Raw genomic sequence first — 23,784 nt, 5'->3', positions numbered from 1 at the left:
CAAGCGCTCGCTGGCGCGCCCCCACTCGCAGGGCTCGCGGGAGGTGCCCCCAGCTCATGCGTCCCCCTCGACGGGGATCCGCACCCGGACGCGGAAGCCGCCCTGGGGTCTCGGGCCGATCTCGGTGACCCCGCTGTGCATCTCGGCCCGCTCGCGGATGCCAGCCAGCCCGAACCCGCCGGACTCATCGCTCGTCCGCGCTGCTGCACCACGACCGTCGTCGACGATCTCGGCCTCGACGGACGCGGGCTCGTCACCCGGGTCGCGGTAGCGGACGGTGATGGTGACCTTCTTGGCCGCTGCGTGTCGTTGCACGTTCGTGAGCGCCTCCTGGGCGACGCGGTACAGCGAGACCCCGACGGTCGGCGGGACGGCGAGGCGTTCCCCCACCTCGTGGTACTCCGCCTCGAGGCCTGTCGTCGCGTCGACCAGCCCCGCGATGGCCTCCAGGCCGGGCTGCGGAGTGCGTTCGCCGGAGCGTTCCTCATCGGCCGCACGCAGGAGGCCGACGAGCTGGTGCATCTGCCTGACCGCCTGGCGCGACGACGCCTCGATCGTGCCCAACGCCTTCCTGGCCGACTCCGGCCGGCTCTCCAGCAGCCGCGAGGCACCGGCGGCCTGGACGCCGATGCCGCTCACGTGGTGGGCCACGACGTCGTGCAGGTCCCGTGCGATGCGGACGCGTTCGGTCTGGACGGCGCGACGGCGCTCGGCCTCGTTCTGGTCGCGCTCGCGCTCCATCTGGGCGGAGACCTGGGCGCTGCGACGTGCGCTCAGCCAGGCCGCCTGACCCCACGCGATGGCGCCGAAGAAGTAGACGACGTTGATGGTCAGGCTGTAGGTGACGATCGCTGCCTGGGCCGGGATCAGGCCGCTGCTCTCGCCCGGCACGATCATCGCCGGGGAGGCCAGCTGGTAGAGCAGCCAGCCGAACATCCCCAGGAGCACGGTCACCGACACCACGAGCAGCGAGCGTGGCCGTCGCGACCAGGCCCAGGCCGAGTAGAACGCGGCGAACAGGATCATCTGGATCGTGAACACGACGCCCAGCTCGGTGAGCCGCTCGCCCACGGCCACGAAGATCGCCGAGACGAGGGCGAGCGTGGTGAGCGGGTAGCGCCGCCGGCCGATCAGCAGGAGACCGGCGAGCGCGAACCAGAGGTACGCCTCCAGGCCCTGCCATCCCACCGAGGCCCCCGACGCGCTGCGGTAGACCTCGACCGAGGCGATGCCGATGACGGCTGCGACCACGCCGACCCACACGTCGGCACGAATCTGCCTGGGCGTCGGGCCCGGTCGGTCCCACGACCGGTCGAGAGGGATCACGCCCCGACCCTAGGCGATCGTTCCGGCCCCGGCCTCACGCGCGTCGCGGGGGGTCGAGGCGGCCACGTCGTCGGCGCGGCTCCGGGGCGGCTCGAGCCCCTCCCGTCCGGCGTCCCGCGGAGCACCGGGTCACCCCCGCCGGCGTGTGATCCTCGGGCGTACAGTGGAGGGCGTGACCATCGCACCCGAAGGACGCAAGATGTTGCGACTCGAGGTTCGCAACGCACAGACCCCCATCGAGAAGAAGCCCGAGTGGATCAAGACCCGGGCGAAGATGGGGCCTGAGTACAACGAGCTGATGAAGCTCGTGAAGAGCGAGGGGCTGCACACCGTCTGCCAAGAGGCCGGCTGTCCCAACATCTTCGAGTGCTGGGAGGACCGCGAGGCCACGTTCCTCATCGGTGGCGAGCAGTGCACCCGGCGCTGCGACTTCTGCCAGATCGACACCGGCAAGCCCCAGCCCCTGGACCGCGACGAGCCGCGGCGCGTGGCCGAGAGCGTGCAGAAGATGCAGCTGCGCTACTCCACCATCACCGGGGTGGCGCGGGACGATCTGCCAGACGGCGGTGCCTGGCTGTACGCCGAGACGGTGCGCAAGATCCACGAGCTCAACCCCGACACCGGTGTCGAGAACCTCATCCCGGACTTCAACGGCAAGCCCGAGCTGCTCGAGGAGGTCTTCGACTCCCGCCCCGAGGTGCTGGCGCACAACGTCGAGACCGTCCCGCGCATCTTCAAGCGGATCCGCCCGGCCTTCACCTACGAGCGTTCGCTGGACGTCATCACCCAGGCCCGCGACTTCGGCCTGGTGACCAAGAGCAACCTCATCCTGGGCATGGGCGAGACCCGCGAGGAGGTCAGCCAGGCTCTGCGCGACCTGCACGAGGCCGGCTGCGACCTCATCACCATCACGCAGTACCTGCGTCCCTCACCCCGGCACCACCCCGTCGAGCGGTGGGTCAAGCCCGAGGAGTTCGTCGAGCTCAAGGACGAGGCCGACGAGATCGGCTTCGCCGGCGTCATGTCCGGCCCGCTCGTGCGTTCCTCCTACCGCGCAGGCCGGCTGTACCAGCAGGCCGTGGAGAAGCGTGAGTCCACCGGCGAGGTCGTCCTGCACCACGCCGGCGCCGACCAGAGGGCCTGAACGACGGCGCGATCGGTCGCCGGACCGCGCCGCGTAGAATGACCGCCATGTCGAACCCCGCCGCCGCAACCCCCGAGAAGGGCCGCCTGCGCCAGATGCGCCAGGCGTACCGGATCACCAAGCGCACCGACAAGCACATCGGTCTGATCCTGCTCCTGTGGTTCGTGGTGGTGGCCGCCGCGCTGGGTGCTTTCGGATACTTCGTCTTCGGCACGCACTGGCTCAGCATCGTCAGCACCGTCCTGTTCTCCCTGCTCTCGGGTCTGCTCGCCGTCCTCATCGTCTTCGGCCGTCGCGCCGAGCGATCGATGTACGCCCAGGCCGAGGGTCAGCCCGGTGCCGCCGCCGGTGCGCTGCAGATGCTGCGTCGCGGCTGGTTCGTCAAGCCCGCCATCGCCTTCACCAAGAACCAGGACGTCGTGCACCGCGTCGTCGGCAAGCCCGGCGTGGTCCTCGTCGGGGAGGGCAACACCGGCCGCACCCGCAACCTGCTGACCGCCGAGCGCAAGAAGCACGCCCGCATCGTCGGCGAAGAGGTTCCTGTCATCACGGTCCAGGTCGGCCGCGGCGACGACGAGGTCCCGCTCACCAAGGTCATCAAGCACGTCAAGAAGCTGCCCAAGGCCATCAAGCCGGCCGAGCAGACCGCCGTCATCAACAAGCTCAAGGCCCTCGACGCCATGCGCCCCGTCGCCCCGATGCCGCGCGGCCCCATGCCCACGAGCGCGAAGGGTGCACGCAAGATGATGAGGGGGTAGCACGAGGTGGTGTCGTGAGCCTCACAACCCACGACGTCTCATGGCTGGTACGCCGGTCCGGCCTCTCGCGCTGCTCCATCCTGCACGCGCCCAGAGGCGCGCCTCAGCGCGATCCGGTCCGCGACGCCCTGCATGGTCCGGTGAGTTCGCGAGTCACTCCCCCGGCCCCGCGAGTCACTCCCCCGGCCCGGGAGTGACTCGCCGCAGCGTCGGAGTGACTCGCGAGCGTCAGGTGGGGGCGATGCGGGAGCCCGCCGCGATGTCGTGGAAGCCGCGACCGTCGTCGTTCTGGATGAGGGCCGGGATCACCAGGCACAGCAGCGCCGCCCTGATCGCCGACCGTCCGAGACCGATCGGGCCGCGGCCGGGGCCCTCGACCCGCATCCGCAGCAGTCGCTTGCCCACGGTGAAGCCCAACAGGCCCTCGAGCAGCCAGACCTGCACGAAGAAGACCCCGAGCGTCACGAACGAGCTGCCGGCCTCGGCCCCGTAGACGGGGGTCCCCGTGATGAGCGAGGCGGTGAACAGGGCGATGACCCAGTCGACGAGCAGGGCGAGCAGACGTCGACCGATGGAGACCGTGGGCACGACGTCGAGCCTATCGACCGGCCGAGCGGACCTGCCCCGCGACTTGTAACATGCCGGAAACAAACCGGTGACGGTCGGGAAACTGCCACTGCCTACCGTCAGGAGCACGATGCATCGCTGCATCGACACCCCCGCCGGAATTCGAGTATCGACACCACGACCACTGGTCCAGGAGGCCCCATGTTCGGCAATGCCGACGAGTTCTTCAAGTACGTCAAGGATGAAGGTGTCGAGTACCTCGACGTGCGCTTCACCGACCTGCCCGGGATCCAGCAGCAGGTGACCCTGCCGGCGTCGACGTTCGACGCGGCGATGGCAGAGAACGGCGTCGCCTTCGACGGCTCGTCGATCCGCGGCTTCCAGAGCATCGACCAGTCCGACATGGTGCTGTTCCCGGACTTCGGCACCGCCTACGTCGACGTGTTCAAGCGACGCAAGACCATCGCGATGGAGTTCTTCGTCCACGACCCGATCACCGGCGAGGCCTACTCGCGCGACCCCCGCAACATCGCCCGCAAGGCCGAGGCGTACCTCGCCACGACCGGCATCGGCGACACCGCGTTCTTCGCCCCCGAGGCCGAGTTCTACATCTTCGACCGCGTCAGCTACGGCACGAGCGCCAACAAGTCGTTCTACGAGATCAGCTCGGCCGAGGCCGCGTGGTCCACCAGCGACTCCATGGACGACAACCGTGGCTACAAGGTCCGCTACAAGGGTGGCTACTTCCCCGTCGCGCCGACGGACTCCCTCGCCGACCTGCGCAACGACATGATGACCAACCTCGGCGTCGCGGGCCTGGAGCTCGAGCGCGGCCACCACGAGGTCGGCACCGCCGGACAGGGCGAGATCAACTACAAGTTCGACACGCTGCTCAAGGCCGCGGACGACGTCATGAAGTTCAAGTACATCGTGCGCAACACCGCGTGGGCGAACGACAAGACCGTCACGTTCATGCCGAAGCCGCTCTTCGGCGACAACGGCTCGGGCATGCACGTGCACCAGTCGATCTGGAACGACGGCAAGCCGCTGTTCTACGACGAGGCCGGCTACGGCGGGCTGTCCGACATGGCTCGCCACTACATCGGCGGCATCCTCAAGCACGCGCCGTCTCTGCTGGCCTTCACCAACCCCTCGGTCAACAGCTACCACCGTCTGGTGCCGGGCTTCGAGGCTCCGATCGCCCTGGTCTACTCGGCCCGCAACCGCTCGGCCTGCGTCCGCATCCCGATCACCGGTGCCAACCCGAAGGCCAAGCGCATCGAGTTCCGCTGCCCCGACCCGTCGGCCAACCCGTACCTCGCCTTCTCGGCGCTGCTGCTGGCCGGCCTCGACGGCATCAAGAACAAGATCGAGCCGCCCGCCCCGATCGACAAGAACATCTACGAGCTGCCGCCGGAGGAGTACGAGCAGATCGACATGGTGCCGACGTCGCTCAACGCGGTGCTCGACTCGCTCGAGGCCGACCACGAGTTCCTGACGGCCGGTGACGTCTTCACGCCGGACCTGATCGAGACGTGGATCGACTACAAGCGCCAGGAAGAGATCCTGCCCGTGCAGCTGCGCCCGCACCCGCACGAGTTCGAGCTCTACTACGACATCTGAGCCGCACGCGCCGGACGGCGCGAGCCCTGGATCGCCCTCGACCACGTGTGGTCGAGGGCGATCCGCTTTCCGGACGATCTCCTCGCACCGGGTGATCGCGCGACGTCGACCCGGCGGGCGTCCTACCTGCTGATCGGAACGCTCGAGGTGGCCTCAAGGTCGCGGTTGACCCCTGCCCCTACCGTGGCGGCGTGACCTCGACCGCCGCCTCCCCTGCGACCTCCGCGACCGACCTCCTGCTCGTGGGAGGCGGCATCATGAGCGCCACCCTCGGGCTGCTGGCCAGCCACGTGCGGCCCGACTGGCGCATCACGCTCGTGGAGCGCCTCGACGACGTGGGGCTGGAGAGCTCGCAGGCCTGGAACAACGCCGGCACCGGCCACGCCGGGCTCTGCGAGTTCAACTACACCCCACGACGCCCCGACGGCTCGGTCGACATCACCGCCGCAGTCAGCGTCAACGAGCAGTTCCACGTGACCCGTCAGCTGTGGTCCGCCCTCGTCGCTCATGGCACCCTCCCTGAGCCGGCGTCGTTCATCCGACCTGTTCCCCACATGAGCGTCGGCTTCGGCGACCACGGCGTCGACTACCTGCGGCAACGCCATGCAGCGCTCCAGGAGCACCCCCTCATGCGCGGCCAACGGTTCAGCGAGGACCGCCAGGAGCTGGCCGCCTGGCTCCCGCTCATGCTGGCCGGTCGATCTCCCGGGGAGCCCATGGCCGTCTCGCGCTCGGAGGCCGGGACGGACGTCGACTACGGCGCGTTGACCCAGCACCTCGTGGCCGCGTTGCGACGACGCGGCGCCACCGTGCTCACCGGGCACGAGGCCACGGCGCTGCGGCGACGCGGGGACGTCTGGGAGCTCTCGACGCGTACCGACCAGGTCTCGGCCCCCACCGTCACGGCGAGGCTCGTCTTCGCCGGCACCGGCGGAGGCACGCTGCCGCTGCTGCGGTCCGCGCGTCTCCCGGAGGTGGCGGGCCTGGGGGTCTTCCCGCTCAGCGGCCAGTTCCTGCGCACGAGTCGACCCGACCTGGTGCAGGGGCATCGCGCCAAGGTCTACGGACACGCCGAGCCCGGAGCCCCGCCCATCTCGGTGCCCCACCTGGACCTGCGCAGCGTCCAGGGCGAGGAGTCGCTCCTGTTCGGCCCGTTCGCATCCTTCTCCCCGCGATTCCTGCAGCACGGCCGCCGCAGCGACCTGCCGCGCTCGGTGCACCGCGGCAACGCCCGGACCCTGGCGATGGCGGCCCTGGACCACCCGGACATGGTGCGCCACCTTCTCGCAGAGCTGCGCCGAGGCGCCGGTGGACGGCTCACGGCACTGCGACGCTTCGTCCCGGAAGCCCGGCCCGAGGACTGGGAGCTGATCACCGCCGGTCAACGCGTCCAGCTGGTCCGGCCCAGCGCGGGGCGGGCGACGATCGTCGGCTTCGGCACCGAGGTCGTGACCTCGGCCGACGCCACGCTCGCCGGCCTTCTCGGGGCCTCGCCCGGAGCCTCGACGTCGGCCTCGATCATGATCGACGTCCTCGGCCGACTGGTCGGGCCGCATGCACCGAGCTGGCGGGACCGGGTGCGCACGCTCGTCCCGTCGCTGGACACCGACCTTGCCGACGACCCGGCACTGGCCGCATCGACGACGGCGCGCACCGATGAGGTGCTGGGCCTGCTCTGACTCCTGCTCGCCCGTTCAGCCGCGCAGCTGGGCGGCGAGTGGGCAGTCGAAGGGGTCGCGGGCGCGCAGGCCGACGTTGTTGAGGTAGTCCACGACCAGGGCGTAGGAGTGGAACAGACCGACCTCGACGTAGTCGATGCCCGCCTGCTCGCAGTGAGCCCTCACCATGGGCCGCGCCTTGCGCAGGTTGCAGCGCGGCATGTTCGGGAACAGGTGGTGCTCGATCTGGTAGTTCAGGCCGCCCATGAAGAAGTCCGTGAGCGGGTTGCCGCGGACGTTGCGCGAGACCATCACCTGCCGGCGCAGGAAGTCCAGCTTCATCGTGGCCGGCACGATGGGCATCCCCTTGTGGGCCGGCGCGAACGCCGCACCCAGGCCGACGCCGAACGTCGCCATCTGCACGGCGAAGAACGCGACCGCCATGACGGGGGGCAGCACGATGAGCAGGACGGCGACGTAGCCGACCAGGCGCCCCACCACCAGGCACAGCTCCAGGCGCCGCCACGGCTGGCGGGAGCTGCGGTCCAGACCGGTCCGCACGCTCGCCACGTGCAGGTTGATGCCCTCCAGCGTCAGCAGCGGGAAGAAGAACCACCCTTGGTGCTTGGCGAACCAGCCGGCGAAGCCGGTGCGTGAGGCGACGATGTCCGGAGTGAACGCGAGCGGTCCTGGGGCGATGTCCGGGTCCTGGCCCTCCTGGTTGGGCGCTCGGTGGTGCTTGTTGTGCTTCGCGCGCCACCAGGTGAGGCTCAGCCCCGCGAACCCGCCGGCGAGGATGCGGGCGGTCCACGCGTTCCACGTCGGCGAGCTGAACATCTGTCGGTGCGCCGCGTCGTGGCCCAGGAAACCGAACTGGGTCACCACCAGCCCCAGGGCGACGGCCAGCACCATCTGCCACCAGGAGTCCCCCAGCAGGAAGACGCCCACCCAGACCCCGATGAACGCGGCGACGGCCACGCCGATCTGCGTCCAGTAGTACAGGTGCCGTCGTCGCAGGAGCCCCGACTCCCGGACCGTCGCCGCCAGCTCGGTGTAGTGGCTGACGAACTGCTCGCTGGTCGAGCCCGCCTCTCGTGCGGGTTCGGAGGTCATGAGGCGATCGGACACCGCGTCACCGCTCTCGTTCGTCACGGCCGCCTGTGCCCCCTGCCTCCGCGATGCCCGCGGACGACGGACCAGCGGCTCGCGGTCCACTTCTCAGGCTAGGGCAAAGTCCTCGTCGGCACAGCCTCGAACCTACGTGAGGATCTCCTCCGCGCGGACGGTCATGTCGTGCAGCCGGGGTCCGCCGAAGGTGGTAGCCATCGCGACGTCGGAGGCGTCGCGACCGCGGCCGATGACCACGCGGCCCTTGCGAGGCACGTTGTTGCGCGGGTCGAAGGTGTACCACCGGTCCCCCAGCCACACCTCCATCCACGCCGCGAAGTCCATCGGGATCGCCTTCGTCGACGTGTCCATGTCCGGCAGGTAGCCGAAGACGTAGCGGGCCGGGATGTTCATCGCCCGGCAGAACGTGATGGCCAGGTGGGTGTAGTCGCGGCACACCCCCAGTCGGCTGGAGTTCACGTCGGCGGCGGTGGTGAGGGGGCCGGAGCTGCCGTACTGGAAGGCGAGGTGCTGGTTGACGTGGTCGCAGATCGCCCGGACCCTGCGGTAGCCGGGCTCCTGGGAGCCGAACAGCTCCCAGGCCTCGTCGGCCAGCACGTCCGGCAGGCAGTACCGGCTCGGCAGCGTGTAGATCAGCGTGGCGTCGGGGAGATGGTCCGGCGTGACCTCCGGAGCCGACTCGTCGACGTCCTCCGTGGCGTCCAGGACGTGCAGCTCCGCGTCGTAGCGCAGGCTGGACCAGCCGGCAGGCAGCAGGACCCGGGTGCAGGGGTTGCCGTAGATGTCGTCGTAGGAGTGCAGCGACAGGCTCGGCGTGGAGACCCACGACTCGGTGCGCCGGATGAACGACGCGGACTGCGTCGGCCTGACCTGGAAGACCGCCAAGGTCTCCACCTCTGCCTCGTAGGTGAACTCACAGCCCACGAGCAGCCGACGCGTGCCCACCGATGACGTCATCGTCACGACCTCCACCTTCCCTGCTGCCGTCGCGAGCCCGGCGGGCCCGGCCCGGCAGACTGGTCTCGTCCAGCCTAACGGGGCTCGCGAGAACCGGCGCGGCGTGCGGATGCGCGCGGGCCGACGGCAAGCATCGCCACCACCACCGCGAGGACGACGACGCCCCACCGCACGAACACCGGTGGGTCGAGCAGGAGGTCCAGCACCAGGTTCAGGACGAGGGCCGCCGCGAACCAGCCGAGCCACCACCGCCTCGAGCCGCGGCTCGAGCGGTCCTGGCCGGAAGAGGTCATGGACACCACCGTAGCGTCGAGACGCAGTCGGCCCGGTAGCCGGACACGCCCTCGGACGTTCGGTCCTACTCGATACCGTGGGGCCATGAACGAGCAGCATCCCGGAGCCCACGGATACGGCGTAGCGACCCTGACAGAGGACGGAACCGTCCTCGACGTCTGGTTTCCCGAGCCCCGCCTCGGTGCGCCGTCCGCCCATGACCACGAGCCCGAGGGGCTGAGCGCCCTCGGTGGCGAGGACTCCGTGCGCCAGGTCCGCACGGCCGTCGTGCACGTCATCATCGACGACCTCGCCGAGGCACCCACCGACGCCTACGACGTCTACCTGCGCCTGCACCTGCTGTCCCACCGCCTCGTCCGGCCGCACGGCCTCAACCTGGAGGGCCAGTTCGGCCTGCTCAGCAACGTCGCCTGGACCACGATCGGCCCGTGCGCGGTGCCGGGGTTCGAGCTGACCCGTGCCCGCGCTCGTGCGGCCGGCAAGGACATCCACGTCACCAGCGTCGACAAGTTCCCCCGCATGACCGACTACGTCGTCCCGTCGGGGGTGCGCATCGGCGATGCCGACCGTGTGCGTCTGGGTGCCCATCTCGCCGAGGGCACCACCGTCATGCACGAGGGGTTCGTCAACTTCAATGCCGGCACGCTCGGCCACGCCATGGTGGAGGGCCGCATCTCCGCCGGAGTGGTGGTCGGCAACGGCTCGGACATCGGCGGTGGCGCCTCCATCATGGGGACGTTGTCCGGAGGTGGCAGCGAGACCATCAGCATCGGCGAGAACTGCCTGCTGGGCGCCAACGCCGGCATCGGCATCTCCCTGGGCGACGACTGCGTCGTGGCAGCCGGTAGCTACGTCACGGCCGGCACCCGGGTCCGCACGCCCGACGGCACCGTCGTCAAGGCACGTGAGCTCTCCGGCCAGGACGGACTGCTGTTCCTCACCAACAGCGAGACCGGTGCCGTCGAGGCACGCCCGCGGGGCGGGCGAACCGGCATCGAGCTGAACTCCGAGCTCCATGCCAACTGACCCAGACCGTCCAGGGCCATGAGGCTCCGGACGGTGCTGATCGCGGGCCTGCTCGTCGCCGGCGTCATCGTCGCCATCACCGTGCGTGACCGCACACCCCTGCGCGGCGAGTACTGCGTGGCCGAGGTGGGTGAGACACGCGCCCAGGTCGACCTCGAGCAGGCGCAGTGGTCAGCGCTCATGTCAGCCACCGCCGAACGCCGGGGGCTGCCCCCGCGCGCCGTGACCATCGCGATCGCCACGGCCTTCCAAGAGTCCAAGATCCGCAACATCGACTACGGCGACCGTGACTCCCTCGGGCTGTTCCAGCAGCGGCCGTCGCAGGGCTGGGGCAGCCCGGAACAGGTGATGGACCCGAACCATGCCATCGGACGCTTCTACGACGGACTCGCGGAGGTCGACGGCTACACGACGATGGAGATCACCGACGCGGCCCAAGAGGTCCAGCGATCGGCCTACCCGGAGGCGTACGCGGACCACGAGCCGTACGCCCGCGCACTCGCCTCCTCGCTGCGTGGCCACTCCCCCGCCGCGTTCACGTGCCAGCTGAACCCGTCCGCCGGCGGGTCGGTCGAGGCCGTCCGCAGTGACCTGGAGACCGCGTTCGGCGACGTCGAGCTCGCCACGGAGGACCGGACCATCACCCTCACCCCCGGCGGCGACGACGAGACCCGCCTGGCGAGCGGCTGGTCGCTGGCGCACTACCTCGTCGGCAACGCCGACCAGCTCCACCTGGGCACGATCACCTTCGACGGTCGCCGGTGGACCGCCGAGGATTCTCCCGACGGCTGGGTGGAGTCGGACTCCAGCGACGACGGCGTGGTCGTCACCCTCGGCTGAGCCGCAGGGATTCCCACGGACCGAGGAGGCACCCGCCTCGGAGGGCGACCAGAAGCCGTCCCACGGGGCCCGTCACCCGAGGCTCGGCACCAGGTCCCCCAAGGGCGTCTGTGCGACCCGATCGGCGGGCCGGGACACGTAGAGCTGGGCGTGATAGTAGCCATCATCCTCACGTCCCGCCGGGTCGAACCCGCGCTCGCGCACCGAGGCGACGGCCCACTCGCGTTCCTCGGCGCTGGTGAAACGTCGCTGCCGGACCGTGCCCTCGGCCCGCTCGGTCACCAGACCGTGGGCGTCGAGAGCGGCCTGGACGTCACCGTAGTCGTAGGTGCGCAGGCAGAACGCAGCGACGGACACCGTCGGCGGCGCATGACGCAGGAGCCGCGTGAAGGACCGTTCGGTCACGTAGCCGACCCCGCCCGTGGTCGTGATCAGGTCCAGGTCCGCCAGCAGCCCTGCGAGCCGCGGCGAGGGGTCGTCGATCTCGAGGTTCTCGACCGCGCCCGCGTCGAGGGCTCCGACCTCCACGGCGTACTCGACGGCGTTCTTGGCGATGTCGATGCCGATCGTGCGCACGGGATCGGGTCGACGGTGGGCACGGAGCAGGTCACGGTCGGTGCCGACCAGCTCCTCGTCGGACATCGCCGCGGTGCGCTCGGCGCCGTAGTGAGCCGTGACGTCGTCCATCGTGAGGTCGGTGTTGAGCAGCGTCGGGACGATGCCGTAGGAGCAGCACAGGTCGAGCACCGTCGACGGCTCCCGGCTCTCGTCGGCGCCACGGTCCTGCAGGAGCCGGTCGAACACGTCCGCCCCGTGCTGCGGGATCTGGTAGTCGTGCTCCGCGAGAGTCGTGTAGTACGCCCGTGGGTCCGGCTGGTCGTAGATCGCGCCGAAATCGGCCTTCTGGAGGATCGTGTCGTCGGAGGACGGCATCGTCACCTTTCGTCGTGGGTGGGAACCCTCCTCAGGCTAGGGAAGCTGCTGCGTTTGGCAACCCCCGGGCTCGACACGTCCGAGGATGTTCACCCGGCAGTGACGGCCTCGATGGAACGATGGATCGGATCGGTGTGGTCCCGAAGACCGCGGTAGACCTCTCGCAGCTCGCGATAGCGCTCGCGATCCCGTGGTACGGGTGTGACCACCGGGCCGGGCCGGACCATCGCCTCGACCGCGGTCTCCACGTCGGAGTGCACACCATGCCCGACGGCGGCACAGAGCGCCGCTCCGAGCCCGGCAGCGTCCGGGACGGCGCTGCGGTGCGCCGGACGGCCCAGGACGTCGGCCACGACCTGCATCATCAGGTCCGAGCGCGAGCCGCCTCCGGAGACGACCAGCCGGGGCGAGCGCTCGCCCAGCGCCGCCTCCATGGCCTCGAGGTGGTCGGCCATCGTCAGCACGATCCCCTCCAGGACGGACCGATGCAGGTGGTGGGGCCCGTGGGAGCCGTCCAGCCCCAGGATCGCCCCTCGCCGGTACGGCGCATGCCCGGGTGCCAGGAAGTCCGGGAGCACCATCAAGCCCCCGCACCCCGGCGGGACGTCGCGGGCGCCCGCATCGAGCCAGGCGCGGACCGCGTTCTCGTCCACCAGGTCGGGAGCGGCCGAGCTGACCAGGGCCTGCAGCCAGGAGACCGTCCACATCCCTCGTCGGACGCCGGCACTCTCCACGAGCCGGCGCCCCGGCACCGCCGCCGGATTGACCCAGCAGCGGTCGTCATCGAACCCGGTGAGGCCGTCGGCCACCGTCATCGCCGCGACGTAGGTCCCCAGCGACAGCAGGACCGCGCCGGGACCGACGAGGCCGGAGCCCAGGGCCTCGACGGCCTTGTCGTTGGCGGTCGCATGGACCGGCACCCCCATGGGGAGGCCGGTCTCTGCCGCCGCCTCGGAGGTGATCCGACCGAGCAGGCCACCGGGGTCGACGAGCTCGGGCAGCAGCGCGAGCGACGTCCCGGTCCTGGCCAGCTCCCGGGGATCGTCGGACCACTGACGGCGCTCGGCGTCGATCGGCCACATTCCCTGATAGCTGGCCGCACTGTCGCGTCGCTCGCCGGTCAGCCGCACCGCGAGGTACCCGCCGGCGCTGCACACCGTGGCCACGGTGTCGTCGACGCCGTCCAGCGGGCGGGACACCCGTGCGTCCATCCAGCTCTGCACCGGCTCGGTCAGCCGGCCGTCGGCCCCCACCAGGGCACGGCAGAAGCGGATGCCGCACAGCCCCACCGCGACGATGTCGCGGGGGGTCCCGGCGAAGGAGGCCAGCGCGGCGCGGGTCCCCTGCGCCACCGTGTCCCAGAGGTCGTCGTCGGGATGCACCGCACGGCCGTCCGGCCCGAGGGCGTACGGCCGCAGCGGCACCCGGGCCGCCGCGTGGAGCGTCCCCGCGTCGTCGAAGATCGAGACCTTCGTGCTCTGCGAGCCACCGTCGACGGCGAGGATGTAGGCCGTCATGGCGCAGGTGAGGGTGCTGGAGCCTCGAGCAGTGCACTGCCCTCGGCGTCGACCGGGAAGACGGCACCGGGGTTCATGACGTTCTCGGGGTCGAAGGCACGCTTCAGACCGGCCAGCACGTGGTAGGCGCTGCCGTGCTCGTCCCGGATCCAGGGCGTGCGGTACTTGCCGACGCCGTGATGGTGCACCATCGACCCGCCGACCCGCAGCGCCTCCTCCACGATGATCGCGTTGAGCGGCCGGTGGTACTCGTCGATCTCCTGCCGCGGCTCGCAGGCGATGTCGTAGTCGTAGACGACGTACAGGTTGGTGCCGGTCTGGTAGGAGTGCGAGGAGTGGGCGCCGAGCAGGGTGAGGTCGGCGGCCCGCGGGAACGACGTCCGGATCCGGTCCATGACCGCCTCGTACAGCTCGGTGGTCCGGGACCAGTCGACCGACACCTCGGTCGTGTAGGCCAGGTGCCGGGTCCGCACCATCTCCTGCTTCTCCGCCTCGATCTTCGCAGGGCCCCAGTTGAGCCCCTCGAACCACGACCGGATCCGCTCACCGGGGACGCGCACGTGCTCGACCCGCGCCACCATCTCCTCGATCGCCGTCATCGTCGCGTCCACGATCGGCTGCGGTCCCTCCACGGCCATGACGACGAGGTTCTCGTCCTGCGGATGGTCCGGGAAGTGCTGACGGGCGTCCTGCGGGGAGTACAGGCGCGCCACGGACGGCCGGAAGCCGGCAGTGACGACCTCGCGCAGCAGCCGGACCCCCGCGTCGAACGTGGGCATCGTCAAGCCGAGGTAGCGGGTGTTCTCGGGGTACCACCGGAACACCTTCACCGTCACCTCCGTGACGTAGGCCAGCGATCCCTCGTTGCCGATCACGACGTGCCGGATGTCCGGCCCGGCGGCGCGGCGTGGCACGTTCTTGACCCGAACGACGCGGCCGCCCGCGAGCACCGCCTCGAGGCCCACGACCATGTCCTCGATCCCCCCGTAGAGGGTGGAGAGCTGCCCGATGGACCGGGTGGAGACCAGGCCTCCCATCTGGGCGACGGGCTTGGACTGCGGGGAGTGTCCCGTAGTGAGACCTCGCTCGCGCAGCGTGTCCTCGAGCACCTGCAACGGCACACCGCACTGGACGGTGACCATCATGTTCTCCGGGTCGATCCGCAGGATCTGGTCCATCCGCGAGCCGTCGACGACGAGCGTGTCCTCCACCAGCACCTCCAGTCCCCCCTCGGTGCTGGTGCCCCCGGTCCGGGGAACTACGGCGACGCGCTCACGCTGGGCGTACTCCAGCACGGCAGCGACCTCGTCGGTGGACGAGGGGTACACGATCGCCGACGGGAGCGGGCCGTCGTAGATCCCGTGCACGGCGGTGTACTTGCGGAATCGGTCGACGCTGCCCTCGCGCAGGCGCTGCTCGTCGGTGTCGACCCGGTCGGGCCCGAGCAGGTCCGTGACGTCGCGGACGATGTCCTCGCGACGCAGGGTCGAGCGGGAACGGATCATGGGTGGGCCTTCCGGAGGATGTCGGGTGGGGAGGTCAACGGACGAGGTAGCCGCCGTCGACGGTGAGGACGTGACCGTTGACGTAGTCGGAGGCGCGCGAGGCCAGGAAGACCACCGCGCCCATGAGGTCGGACGGCTCGCCCCAGCGTCCGGCGGGGATGTGCTCGACGACCCGCTCGTTGGCACGGGCGTCGGCGCGGGTGGCGGCGGTGATCGCGGTGGCGAAGTAGCCGGGGGCGATCGCGTTCACCTGGACACCGTGCTCGCCGAGGTCGTCGCAGTAGGCCTTGGTGAAGCCGACGATGCCAGCCTTCGTGGCGGCGTAGGCCGGCGAGCCCCGCCCGCCGAGCACGGAGAACAGCGACGCGACGTTGATGATCTTGCCGCCCCCGTGACCGATCATCTCCCGTCCCGCGTGGTGGGCCAGCTCGAAGGCCGCCGTCAGGTTCACCGCGACCATCGGGTCCCACTGCGTGCGGTCGAACTCCGTGACGTCGGCCGTCAGGCACACGCCGGCCGAGTTCACGACGACGTCGACGCCACCGAGCTGTTCGACGCACTCGGCGACGACCCGGGCCGGCTCGCCGGCGACGGTCAGGTCGGCGTGACGCTCCACGTACCGCCGTCCGCAGCCGGTGACGAGCTCCTCGGTCTCCCCGGCGTCGGCCACGATCGAGGGCACGAAGACGTCGGCACCGGCACGGGCCAGGGCGACGCTGAACGCCTGACCGAGGCCGGTGTTTCCCCCCGTGACCAAGGCGCGTCGCCCGGCCAGGGAGAAGGAGTCGAGGGAGAAGTCGGTCAGCGCCACGGACCGAGCCAATCGCACCTCCTGGCACCCTGCAACCATAGTTGTGCATATGGCAACGCTGCTAGGCTCCGAGCATGCCCACCCCGTCCTCACCGCGGCGCAACGGCGCCGGACTCGCCCGCGACGTGGAGATCCTCGACCTGCTCGCGGAGCCGGAGGCGCTGCGGGAGGACGGCCTCGGCGTGGTGCGGATCGCCGAGCTGCTGGACCGGGACAAGGCCGTGATCTCGCGGGCGCTCGCCACGCTCGGCGAGGTGGGGCTGGTCGATCGCGACCCGCGGCGGCGGGCCTACCGCCTGGGCTCGCGGCTCTACGCACTGGCCGCCCGCACCCACGAGGCATCGCTGACCCAGCGGGCCCGCCCCGTCCTGCGCGACGTGGTGCACGCCCTGCGGGAGACCGCCCACCTGTGCGTCCTGCGGGCCGGCAACGTCCTGACGCTCGCGAGCGAGCCCAGCACCCGCATGGTGGGCACGGCGCCCTGGACCGGCACCGTGACGGCCGCGTGGCGCACCCCCTCCGGTCGGGCCCTGCTCAGCGACTGGGACCCCGGAACGGTGGACGGGTGGTACGCGGTCCACGGGCAGGACGCTCCACTGGTGGACGCCGCGTCCCCGGGCGCCCCGGGGGCCTTCGGGGTGCTCGAGGAGCCGACGCCCACGACGAGGGTCGTCCACGACCTCCGGTCCTTGCACGAGGAGCTCGAGCGGGTCCGGCGACGGGGCTACGCCACCTCCGACGAGGAGCTGGAGCACGGCGTCGTGGCTGCGTCGGCCCCGGTGCGGGACGCATCGGGAGCGATCGTCGCCGCGCTCAACGTGAGTGCTCCGAAGTCCCGACTCGGCGGACGCGTCGACGAGCTCGGGGGCCACGTCGCCTTGCACGCCCGGACGCTCACGCTCGCGCTCGGTGGCCCACCACGTACCGTCAGCAGTCAGCCTCGCGCCTCATCGACGCGGAGCTCCCCCGCCCGCGACGAGCGGGGACAGGCAGAGAGGACCCACCCGTGAAGTGCCCCACCGACAACGCCACCCTCGTCATGAGCGAGCGATCCGGCGTCGAGATCGACTACTGCCCCGAGTGCCGCGGCGTCTGGCTCGACCGCGGCGAGCTGGACAAGATCCTCGACCGTCTCGCCGCCGAGGCCCCCGCCGGCCCGCCCGCGGACTCCGGCCGCCAGTACACCGAGCCCCGGCAGCCCGAGCCCCGGCAGCCCGACCCCCGGTACTCCGAGCCCCACCACTCCGAGCACCAGTACCGCCGGGACTCCTCCGGCCCGTACCGCAAGAAGAAGAAGGAGCACTGGCTGATGGAGATGTTCGACTGAGGGTCGCCCCACCCGCGGGCCGGGTGGAGGAGCGCCGAGGCACCTCCCACGCGCGCCACACGGCCGGCGTGCGGGGACCCACCGTGGGGCCACGGCGACGACGCTCGGCATACTGACCGGGGTCCGTCCCCGTCAGGAAGTGGTCCCGTGCGCAATCCCCGTGCTTTCCTCCGTCCGCTCGCCGTCGGCGCTCCGGAGCCGGCTGTCGACATCCCGTTCCGGCCGTCCCGGATGATCCACTTCTTCGACCCGAGCAACGAGAAGATGGCCGCGAAGGTCCCAGACATCGCCCCGAAGGTCGACATCATCCTCGGCAACCTCGAGGACGCCGTGAAGACGGAGAAGAAGGAGGCCGCCCGTCAGGGTCTCGTCGACGTCGCCAAGGCCACCGCCAACCTGTTCGGACCCGGCGGCCAGACGCAGCTGTGGACCCGGGTCAACAGCCTCGACTCCCCCTGGGTGCTGGACGACCTCATCACCCTCGTGACCGAGATCGGTCACCAGCTCGACGTCGTGATGGTGCCGAAGGTCGAGGGCGCCCAGGACATCCACTACGTCGACCGCCTGCTCGCCCAGCTCGAGGCCCGCGCCGGCCTGGAGCGTCCGATCCTCGTGCACGCGATCCTCGAGACCGCCGAGGGTGTCGCCAATGTCGAGGAGATCGCCGGCGCCAGCCCGCGCATGCAGGGCATCAGCCTCGGTCCCGCCGACCTCGCCGCGAGCCGCCGCATGAAGACAACCCGCGTCGGCGGCGGCCACCCCGGCTACCTCGTGCGCGAGGACCCCACGGGCGACGACCTGAACGAGGGGCGCACGACCCACCAGCAGGACCTTTGGCACTACACGATCGCGCGGATGGTCGACGCGTGCGCCGCCAACGACGTCCTGCCCTTCTACGGGCCGTTCGGGGACATCAAGGACGTCGTGGCCTGCGAGGATCAGTTCCGCAACGCCTTCCTGCTGGGCTGCGTCGGTGCGTGGAGCCTGCATCCCGTGCAGATCGACATCGCGCGCCGCGTGTTCAGCCCCGAGCCGGCCGACGTGGCGCACGCCAAGGAGGTCGTCGAGGCGATGGGCGACGGGTCCGGTGCCGTGATGATCAACGGCAAGATGGAGGACGACGCCTCCTGCAAGCAGTGCCTCGTCATGCTCGACCTCGCCAAGGCCCTCGCCGAACGCGACCCCGAGCTCGCCGCCGCCTACGACCTCTGAGGAGACACCGATGACCGACGCCACCGAGCAGATCCGCCCTCGCCGCTCCGTCCTCTACATGCCGGGCGCCAACGAGCGGGCCCTCGAGAAGGCCAAGACGATCGAGGCCGACGCGCTGATCCTCGACCTCGAGGACTCCGTCTCCCCCGACGCCAAGTCCGAGGCACGTGACCGCGTCTGCGCCGCCGCCCGCTCGGGCGAGTACGGCCACCGCGAGCTCGTCATCCGCGTCAACAGCATCGGCACGCAGTGGCACGACGACGACCTCGCCGCTGCTGCCGAGGCCGGCCCCGACGCCATCCTCGTGCCCAAGATCGACTCCGCCGACGAGGTCCGCTCGCTGGTCACCGCCATGGAGGCCGCGGGCGCGCCCGACCACACCGCGCTGTGGGCGATGATCGAGACGCCCGCCGGCCTGCTGCACGCCGAGGAGATCGCCGCCGCGCACGAGCGGCTGACCGTCTTCGTGATGGGCACGAACGACATCGTCAACGAGACGTTCGGCCTGCACGTGCCCGGCCGCAACCCCGCCGTGCTGACGTCCTTGTCCTGGACCCTGCTCGCCGTCCGAGCCGCCGGCAAGGTGATCGTCGACGGCGTCTACAACGACGTCAAGGACCTCGAGGGCTTCGACGCCGAGGCCCGCCAGGGCCGCGAGATGGGCTTCGACGGCAAGACACTCATCCATCCCTCGCAGGTCGAGCCGGCGAACGCCGCGTTCGCGCCGTCGGACGAGGATGTCGAACGCGCGGACTCGATGATCGCCGCCTTCGAGGAGGCGCGCGCCGAGGGCAAGGGCGTCGCCACCTTCAACGGCAAGATGATCGAGGAGCTGCACATCCGCGATGCACGACGCATCCTCGCCTTCCACCAGGCCATCGCGTCGCGTTGACGGGCTGAGAGCGAACCCGTCTTCCGATGGAGCGAGAATGGCCGGAAGGCTGATGTCTGAGCCCGGTGTCCACGGCACCGTGGAGGCATGACGAGCAGATCGCGCCACGACGACAGGGTCGCCGACCTCAGACACCGCCTCGGTGATCGGCCGTGGTCGGTGGCACTCATCGACGAGGACGGTGTCTCGACGTTCACCAACGGCGTCCCGGACGAGGCCGACCTGGAGATCGGCTCCATCTCCAAGGGTCTGACCGCGCTGCTCTACGTCGATGCGCTCGAGCGGGGCGATGTGACGCCGGACGACCGTCTCGCGCAGCACCTGCCGAGACTGGCCGGCACTCCCGTCGCAGAGGTCCGGCTGGCCTCGTTGGCCGTCCATCGCTCCGGGCTGCCCAGCCTGCCCGCAGGCGCCCAGATGACCCGCCGCACCATCACGTGGCTCGTCAACGGGAGCAACCCCTACGGGGACACCCTGGAGGAGCTGCTGGGTCAGGCCAGGGTCACCCGGCTCAAGTCGACGCGGGCCCGGTACTCCAACCTCGGCTTCCAGCTGCTGGGTCACGCCGTCGCGGCCGCCGCCGGGTGCTCCTACGGCGAGCTGCTCCGACGACGGGTCACCGGCCCGCTCGACCTGACGTCGGCCTACGTACCGATGCGGCAGGAGGACCTGCGACCGGACGCGATGATCGGCTTGACCCGGTTCGGGCGCGAGGCCGAGCCGTGGGTCGGCGAGGCGCTCGGCCCAGCCGGTGCGGTGCGGATGACGATCGCCGACCTCGGGCGGCTCGCCGCGGCCCTGCTGGACGGCCGCGCACCAGGGGTCGATGCCCTCCAGCCCGTGGAGGACTTCATGGGCCTGCGCATCGGTGCCGCGTGGATCACCCAGACCAGCGGTCAGCGGACCATCACGTGGCACAACGGCGGCACCGGGGGCTTTCGATCCTGGCTGGGCCTGGACCGCAGCGCCGGCACCGCCGTCGCCATCGTGAATGCCCGGGTGAGTGCCCCGGACGCCGTCGGACGACGCTTGCTCACCTCGCTGGCCTGAGCCACCACGGCCGCACGTCGGGACTCGCCCTGGGACGCAACACCATCCAGGAGCGTCAACGACGTGCCAGCGTGCATCATGGCAACCACTGATCAACAAGGCCGTCACAGGAGCCAGGCATGGAGCCAGCAGGACTCGTGATCTCCATCATCGCCATCCTCGTCGTCGCCTACCTGGCGTGGAAGGCGTGGGGCTGAGGAGCGGACAGGAGGCGAGGCCAGGGCAAGGGTCGGCGGACCCTTGCCCTGGCCTCATCCCGCCTCATCGCATGCTGCGGGAGCGGTAGACCTCGGCCTCGACGGATCGCTTGATCGCCTCGGCCCTGCGTCGCTGACGCACGGTCTCCAGGAGCACCGCGCGGTCGATCTCTGACATCTCGTCCCAGGCGCGCTTGCGCCCGGGGCGGCGGGACTTCGCCACGGTCTTCACCTCCTCTCCGAGGGCATCGGTCGTACCGTTGGTGGGTGGGGGTCGGTGTGCGGGCTCGGGGCGTGGTTCGTCGTTCATGGTGGCGCGCGCCTCCCTTCTGCTGGGTTGGTCGATGCATCGTGATGGACGTCGGGGCGGTGGGTGCAGACACAAAAATGCCGCTTCGGGACCGGGGTCCGAAGCGGCACTGGTGCCAGAGGTTCTTCTGGCTACAGGGGCACTGCCTCGGAGGTCGGACCGGCGAAGGACGTGGCGACACGACGGTCAGCGGCGATCGTCCAGATGAGCTTGGCGTCCATGATCGGTCCTCCTCTCGGGGTCAGGTGCTCGGTCACCGTAGCGCAGAGGGACGCCGCCGCGCGACCCCCCGCGCGGCGCGTCGTGCTCGTCGATCGGGTGGCATCCCTCGTCGAGCTCCCGCGCCGACAGCGGTCACCTCACCGTGGAGAAGTCCCTGCACCGCCGACAGGTGTCTGCTTGCCGCGGACACGGGCTCGTCAGTCGAAGTCCAGGCGCTCGTCGATCTCGTCGCGGGTCGAGCCGGAGGCGTACAGCAGGTCGGCGGCCAGGGAGCGGACCTGGGCCGCGATCGAGGCGGTGTTCAGCGTCATCGCCCCCGGCAGCGCGAGGACGGCGATGCGGGCCGCGTCCACGAGCTTGCGCCGCGCCTCGTCGAAGTCGTCGTCCTCGGAGAGGTCATCGGCGATGATGTCGACGGCGTCGGCGAGCGCCTCGACGGCAAGCTCGAGATCCGCCGGCGGCGACTCGGCGTGACGCAGCATCGCCGCCGTGCGGCGAGCGAGCACGCGAGCGTCGCGGATGGCGTTGTCGAAGTCCCGCACCGCGCCGACGTAGCGGTCCAGCCGCGTACGCTGACGCCACCGCATGGGCGACATCCTGGCGATCTCGCTGACGTTCTCGGCCGTGGCCTCGAGATCGTTGAGGCCCGGTTGCAGCCCCCTGGCCCGGGCCAGGGCTGCATCGGCGGCCTCGGCGTCACCCTCGCGCATCGCACGGGCGGTGCCCCGGAGCACGGAGGCGAGCTGGCGCAGCAGCCGTTGGACCTCCACGTCGATGTCCCGCACGGGGTTGCGGGGCAGCAGCAGGATCATCGCCATGCCGAAGACACCGCCGATGAGGGCGTCCAGGAAGCGGGTCACCGCCGGGTTACCGGCTCCGACGACGGGCAGCACGGCGGTGAGCAGGACCGCGGAGTTGGCAGCCTGTGTCAGCGCCAGGCCCTTGATGCCGAGCAGGATGCTGACGGCGACCGTGAGGACGACGACCGCCACCAGCTGCAGGGTGCCGCGGCCGATGGTCAGGATGATGAGCTCCCCGACGAGCACCCCCACCGCGACCCCGAGCACGAGCTCCAGCACGGTGCGCCCACGCAGGCCGGCGCCGGCGGTGATCACGATGATGGCGGCGACGGGCGCGAAGAAGGCCTGCTGGTGGCCGAAGACCTCCGTGGCCACGAGGAATGCCAGCGCCGGGGCGACCCCCAGGCGGATCAGGAGCCGCCAGCGTCGTCGCAGGGTCAGCAGGCGCTCGGTGAGCGTCTCCCCGGAGCTGCGCAGCCGGATGCGGCGCAGCGGAACATCCCGCGGAGCTCCCATGGTCACCTCACAGGTACAGGCCGGTCTGGCCTTCGTCGATCCGTTCCGACGCGACGGCGTGCAGGTCGCGCTCGCGCAGGAGCACGAAGTCGTCGCCGCGGACCTCCACCTCTGCCCGGTCCTCCGGGTCGAACAGCACCCGGTCACCCACCTCGACCGAGCGCACGTGGGCCCCGGCCGCCTCCACCCGGGCCCACGCGAGACGGCGGCCCATCGTGGCGGTCACCGGGATCACGATGCCGCCGGAGGAGCGCCGGTCGCCGGACTCGTCCACCCGCACGAGCAGGCGGTCGTGGAGCATCCGGATCGGCAGACCGTCGGCATCGCCCACCTCAGCTGACCAGTCGACGAATACCCACGAGGGTCGCGACGACGGCGATCGTGCCCACCGCGACGGGGACCACGGTCTCGTACCGCAGGCGTCCCTGCTCGTCGACGAACCGCGCCTTGACGCTCCCCAGGCCTCGCCGGGCGATGTTCTTGGGGTTGGCGCGATCGACGAGCTGGTCGACCGATCCGGCAAGGCGCTCCAGCGCAGCCTCGATCTCGTCGGCCTTCTCGTCCGTCTGGGAGGGGCTCACCTGAGGCCTTTCGTCGGTACGGGCGGTCGCTGCAAGGATAGGCCCCATGACGACGCGACTGCAGCCCGGTGACCAGGCCCCCGACTTCACCCTTCCCGACGACACGGGCAAGGCCGTCAGCCTGTCCGGCCTGCGAGGCACGAAGGTGATCGTCTACTTCTACCCGGCGGCCCTCACGCCGGGCTGCACCAAGCAGGCCACGGACTTCAGCGAGTCGCTGGAGAGCCTCACCTCCGAGGGCTACACGGTCCTCGGCATCTCCCCCGACCAGCCCGAGAAGCTCGCACGGTTCCGTGAGCAGGAGGGCTTGACGATCACCCTGCTCTCCGATCCCCTGCGCGAGGTCATGACCGCGTGGGGCGCCTTCGGCGAGAAGAAGCTCTACGGCAAGGTCGTGGAGGGGGTCATCCGCTCGACCGTCGTCCTGGACGCCGACGGCGTCGTCCAGGTCGCCCAGTACAACGTCAAGGCAACGGGTCACGTCGACAAGCTGCGCCGCGACCTCGGCCTCGCTCCCGCCTGACTCCTGATTCCCAGGTCGACATGGGCGGATTCGTGCCGTGGACGCAACAAGGGTTGGTTTCAGGCTC

At 70.5% G+C, this 23,784-nt stretch carries 25 protein-coding genes; 12 read left to right on the top strand and 13 right to left on the bottom strand.

From position 1 onward, the window contains the following. Positions 1–54 precede the first annotated feature (54 nt). A complete protein-coding gene (locus ACHAAC_RS17300) occupies positions 55–1,326 on the bottom strand; it encodes a sensor histidine kinase (RefSeq protein ID WP_435717600.1) in 1,272 nt (423 codons plus the stop codon). Positions 1,327–1,525: 199 nt separating this feature from the next. Between ACHAAC_RS17300 and lipA the strand changes: the two genes are divergently transcribed. Further along, positions 1,526–2,470: a lipoyl synthase gene (gene lipA, locus ACHAAC_RS17295; protein WP_435717602.1), complete on the top strand. Its 945-nt coding sequence runs from the start codon at positions 1,526–1,528 to the stop codon at positions 2,468–2,470. 47 nt (positions 2,471–2,517) lie between these two features. Continuing rightward, positions 2,518–3,228 (top strand): DUF4191 domain-containing protein, encoded by a 711-nt coding sequence (locus tag ACHAAC_RS17290; protein WP_435717599.1) that lies wholly within the window; start codon positions 2,518–2,520, stop codon positions 3,226–3,228. A gap of 228 nt (positions 3,229–3,456) precedes the next feature. Here ACHAAC_RS17290 and ACHAAC_RS17285 read toward each other — a convergent pair whose 3' ends face one another. After that, positions 3,457–3,816, bottom strand: coding sequence for an RDD family protein (locus tag ACHAAC_RS17285; protein ID WP_435717598.1), 360 nt, complete (start codon positions 3,814–3,816; stop codon positions 3,457–3,459). A gap of 180 nt (positions 3,817–3,996) precedes the next feature. Between ACHAAC_RS17285 and glnA the strand changes: the two genes are divergently transcribed. Next, the gene (glnA, locus tag ACHAAC_RS17280; protein ID WP_435717596.1) at positions 3,997–5,418 is read left to right on the top strand and encodes a type I glutamate--ammonia ligase; all 1,422 of its coding nucleotides are present in this window, start codon (positions 3,997–3,999) and stop codon (positions 5,416–5,418) included. A gap of 191 nt (positions 5,419–5,609) precedes the next feature. After that, on the top strand, positions 5,610–7,097 hold the full coding sequence (mqo, locus tag ACHAAC_RS17275) for a malate dehydrogenase (quinone) (protein ID WP_435717595.1): 1,488 nt from the start codon (positions 5,610–5,612) through the stop codon (positions 7,095–7,097). A 15-nt stretch (positions 7,098–7,112) separates the two neighbouring features. On the opposite strand, the gene ACHAAC_RS17270 is transcribed toward mqo, so the two are convergent. The 3 genes from ACHAAC_RS17270 to ACHAAC_RS17260 form a co-directional block, all read right to left on the bottom strand. Further along, positions 7,113–8,189, bottom strand: coding sequence for a fatty acid desaturase family protein (locus ACHAAC_RS17270; protein ID WP_435717594.1), 1,077 nt, complete (start codon positions 8,187–8,189; stop codon positions 7,113–7,115). A gap of 144 nt (positions 8,190–8,333) precedes the next feature. After that, a complete protein-coding gene (locus tag ACHAAC_RS17265) occupies positions 8,334–9,161 on the bottom strand; it encodes a transglutaminase-like domain-containing protein (protein WP_435717593.1) in 828 nt (275 codons plus the stop codon). Positions 9,162–9,235: 74 nt separating this feature from the next. Then, positions 9,236–9,454, bottom strand: coding sequence for a hypothetical protein (locus ACHAAC_RS17260; RefSeq protein ID WP_435717592.1), 219 nt, complete (start codon positions 9,452–9,454; stop codon positions 9,236–9,238). Between the two features lie 85 nt (positions 9,455–9,539). On the opposite strand from ACHAAC_RS17260, the gene dapD reads away from it, so the two are divergent. Together dapD and ACHAAC_RS17250 are read left to right on the top strand one after the other, a co-directional pair. Continuing rightward, the gene (gene dapD, locus ACHAAC_RS17255; protein WP_435717591.1) at positions 9,540–10,481 is read left to right on the top strand and encodes a 2,3,4,5-tetrahydropyridine-2,6-dicarboxylate N-succinyltransferase; all 942 of its coding nucleotides are present in this window, start codon (positions 9,540–9,542) and stop codon (positions 10,479–10,481) included. Between the two features lie 18 nt (positions 10,482–10,499). Continuing rightward, positions 10,500–11,321, top strand: coding sequence for a hypothetical protein (locus ACHAAC_RS17250; RefSeq protein ID WP_435717589.1), 822 nt, complete (start codon positions 10,500–10,502; stop codon positions 11,319–11,321). Positions 11,322–11,393: 72 nt separating this feature from the next. Here ACHAAC_RS17250 and ACHAAC_RS17245 read toward each other — a convergent pair whose 3' ends face one another. From ACHAAC_RS17245 to ACHAAC_RS17230, 4 genes are all read right to left on the bottom strand, one after another. Beyond that, positions 11,394–12,254 carry a hypothetical protein gene (locus ACHAAC_RS17245; RefSeq protein ID WP_435717588.1) on the bottom strand — a complete coding sequence of 287 codons (861 nt, stop codon included), beginning with the start codon at positions 12,252–12,254 and terminating at the stop codon, positions 11,394–11,396. Between the two features lie 89 nt (positions 12,255–12,343). Then, positions 12,344–13,771, bottom strand: coding sequence for an FGGY-family carbohydrate kinase (locus ACHAAC_RS17240; protein WP_435717586.1), 1,428 nt, complete (start codon positions 13,769–13,771; stop codon positions 12,344–12,346). Further along, positions 13,768–15,276 (bottom strand): FAD-binding oxidoreductase, encoded by a 1,509-nt coding sequence (locus ACHAAC_RS17235; RefSeq protein WP_435717584.1) that lies wholly within the window; start codon positions 15,274–15,276, stop codon positions 13,768–13,770. Before ACHAAC_RS17235 ends, ACHAAC_RS17240 begins: the two co-directional genes overlap by 4 nt. Before the next feature lie 34 nt (positions 15,277–15,310). Then, a complete protein-coding gene (locus tag ACHAAC_RS17230; RefSeq protein WP_435717583.1) occupies positions 15,311–16,087 on the bottom strand; it encodes an SDR family oxidoreductase in 777 nt (258 codons plus the stop codon). 74 nt (positions 16,088–16,161) lie between these two features. Here ACHAAC_RS17230 and ACHAAC_RS17225 point away from each other — a divergent pair, with 74 nt between their 5' ends. The 5 genes from ACHAAC_RS17225 to ACHAAC_RS17205 all read left to right on the top strand — a co-directional run bounded on the left by ACHAAC_RS17225 (position 16,162) and on the right by ACHAAC_RS17205 (position 20,568). After that, a complete protein-coding gene (locus tag ACHAAC_RS17225) occupies positions 16,162–17,097 on the top strand; it encodes an IclR family transcriptional regulator (RefSeq protein WP_435717581.1) in 936 nt (311 codons plus the stop codon). Beyond that, on the top strand, positions 17,094–17,414 hold the full coding sequence (locus ACHAAC_RS17220) for a zf-TFIIB domain-containing protein (RefSeq protein ID WP_435717579.1): 321 nt from the start codon (positions 17,094–17,096) through the stop codon (positions 17,412–17,414). Before ACHAAC_RS17225 ends, ACHAAC_RS17220 begins: the two co-directional genes overlap by 4 nt. A 147-nt stretch (positions 17,415–17,561) precedes the next feature. Then, positions 17,562–18,626, top strand: a complete 1,065-nt coding sequence (locus ACHAAC_RS17215; protein ID WP_435717577.1) for an HpcH/HpaI aldolase/citrate lyase family protein — start codon at positions 17,562–17,564, stop codon at positions 18,624–18,626. Positions 18,627–18,636: 10 nt separating this feature from the next. After that, positions 18,637–19,518: an HpcH/HpaI aldolase/citrate lyase family protein gene (locus tag ACHAAC_RS17210; protein WP_435717575.1), complete on the top strand. Its 882-nt coding sequence runs from the start codon at positions 18,637–18,639 to the stop codon at positions 19,516–19,518. A gap of 87 nt (positions 19,519–19,605) precedes the next feature. Then, positions 19,606–20,568 (top strand): serine hydrolase domain-containing protein, encoded by a 963-nt coding sequence (locus tag ACHAAC_RS17205; protein WP_435717574.1) that lies wholly within the window; start codon positions 19,606–19,608, stop codon positions 20,566–20,568. A gap of 261 nt (positions 20,569–20,829) precedes the next feature. On the opposite strand, the gene ACHAAC_RS17200 is transcribed toward ACHAAC_RS17205, so the two are convergent. From ACHAAC_RS17200 to ACHAAC_RS17185, 4 genes are all read right to left on the bottom strand, one after another. Further along, on the bottom strand, positions 20,830–20,988 hold the full coding sequence (locus tag ACHAAC_RS17200) for a hypothetical protein (RefSeq protein WP_435717572.1): 159 nt from the start codon (positions 20,986–20,988) through the stop codon (positions 20,830–20,832). A 506-nt stretch (positions 20,989–21,494) separates the two neighbouring features. Then, complete coding sequence (locus ACHAAC_RS17195; RefSeq protein ID WP_435717570.1) at positions 21,495–22,613, bottom strand: FUSC family protein; 1,119 nt, start codon at positions 22,611–22,613, stop codon at positions 21,495–21,497. Positions 22,614–22,620: 7 nt separating this feature from the next. Beyond that, the gene (locus ACHAAC_RS17190) at positions 22,621–22,914 is read right to left on the bottom strand and encodes a GroES family chaperonin (protein WP_435717568.1); all 294 of its coding nucleotides are present in this window, start codon (positions 22,912–22,914) and stop codon (positions 22,621–22,623) included. 31 nt (positions 22,915–22,945) lie between these two features. Continuing rightward, a complete protein-coding gene (locus tag ACHAAC_RS17185; protein WP_435717567.1) occupies positions 22,946–23,194 on the bottom strand; it encodes a DUF3618 domain-containing protein in 249 nt (82 codons plus the stop codon). Positions 23,195–23,240: 46 nt separating this feature from the next. On the opposite strand from ACHAAC_RS17185, the gene bcp reads away from it, so the two are divergent. Further along, positions 23,241–23,717, top strand: a complete 477-nt coding sequence (bcp, locus tag ACHAAC_RS17180) for a thioredoxin-dependent thiol peroxidase (protein ID WP_435717566.1) — start codon at positions 23,241–23,243, stop codon at positions 23,715–23,717. The last annotated feature ends 67 nt before the right edge of the window (positions 23,718–23,784 follow it).

It is taken from the genome of Aeromicrobium sp. CF4.19 (assembly GCF_051262555.1).
Lineage (GTDB): Bacteria > Actinomycetota > Actinomycetes > Propionibacteriales > Nocardioidaceae > Aeromicrobium.
The sequence above is the reverse complement of the archived record's forward strand: the minus strand, read 5'-3'. Positions and strand labels throughout refer to the sequence as shown.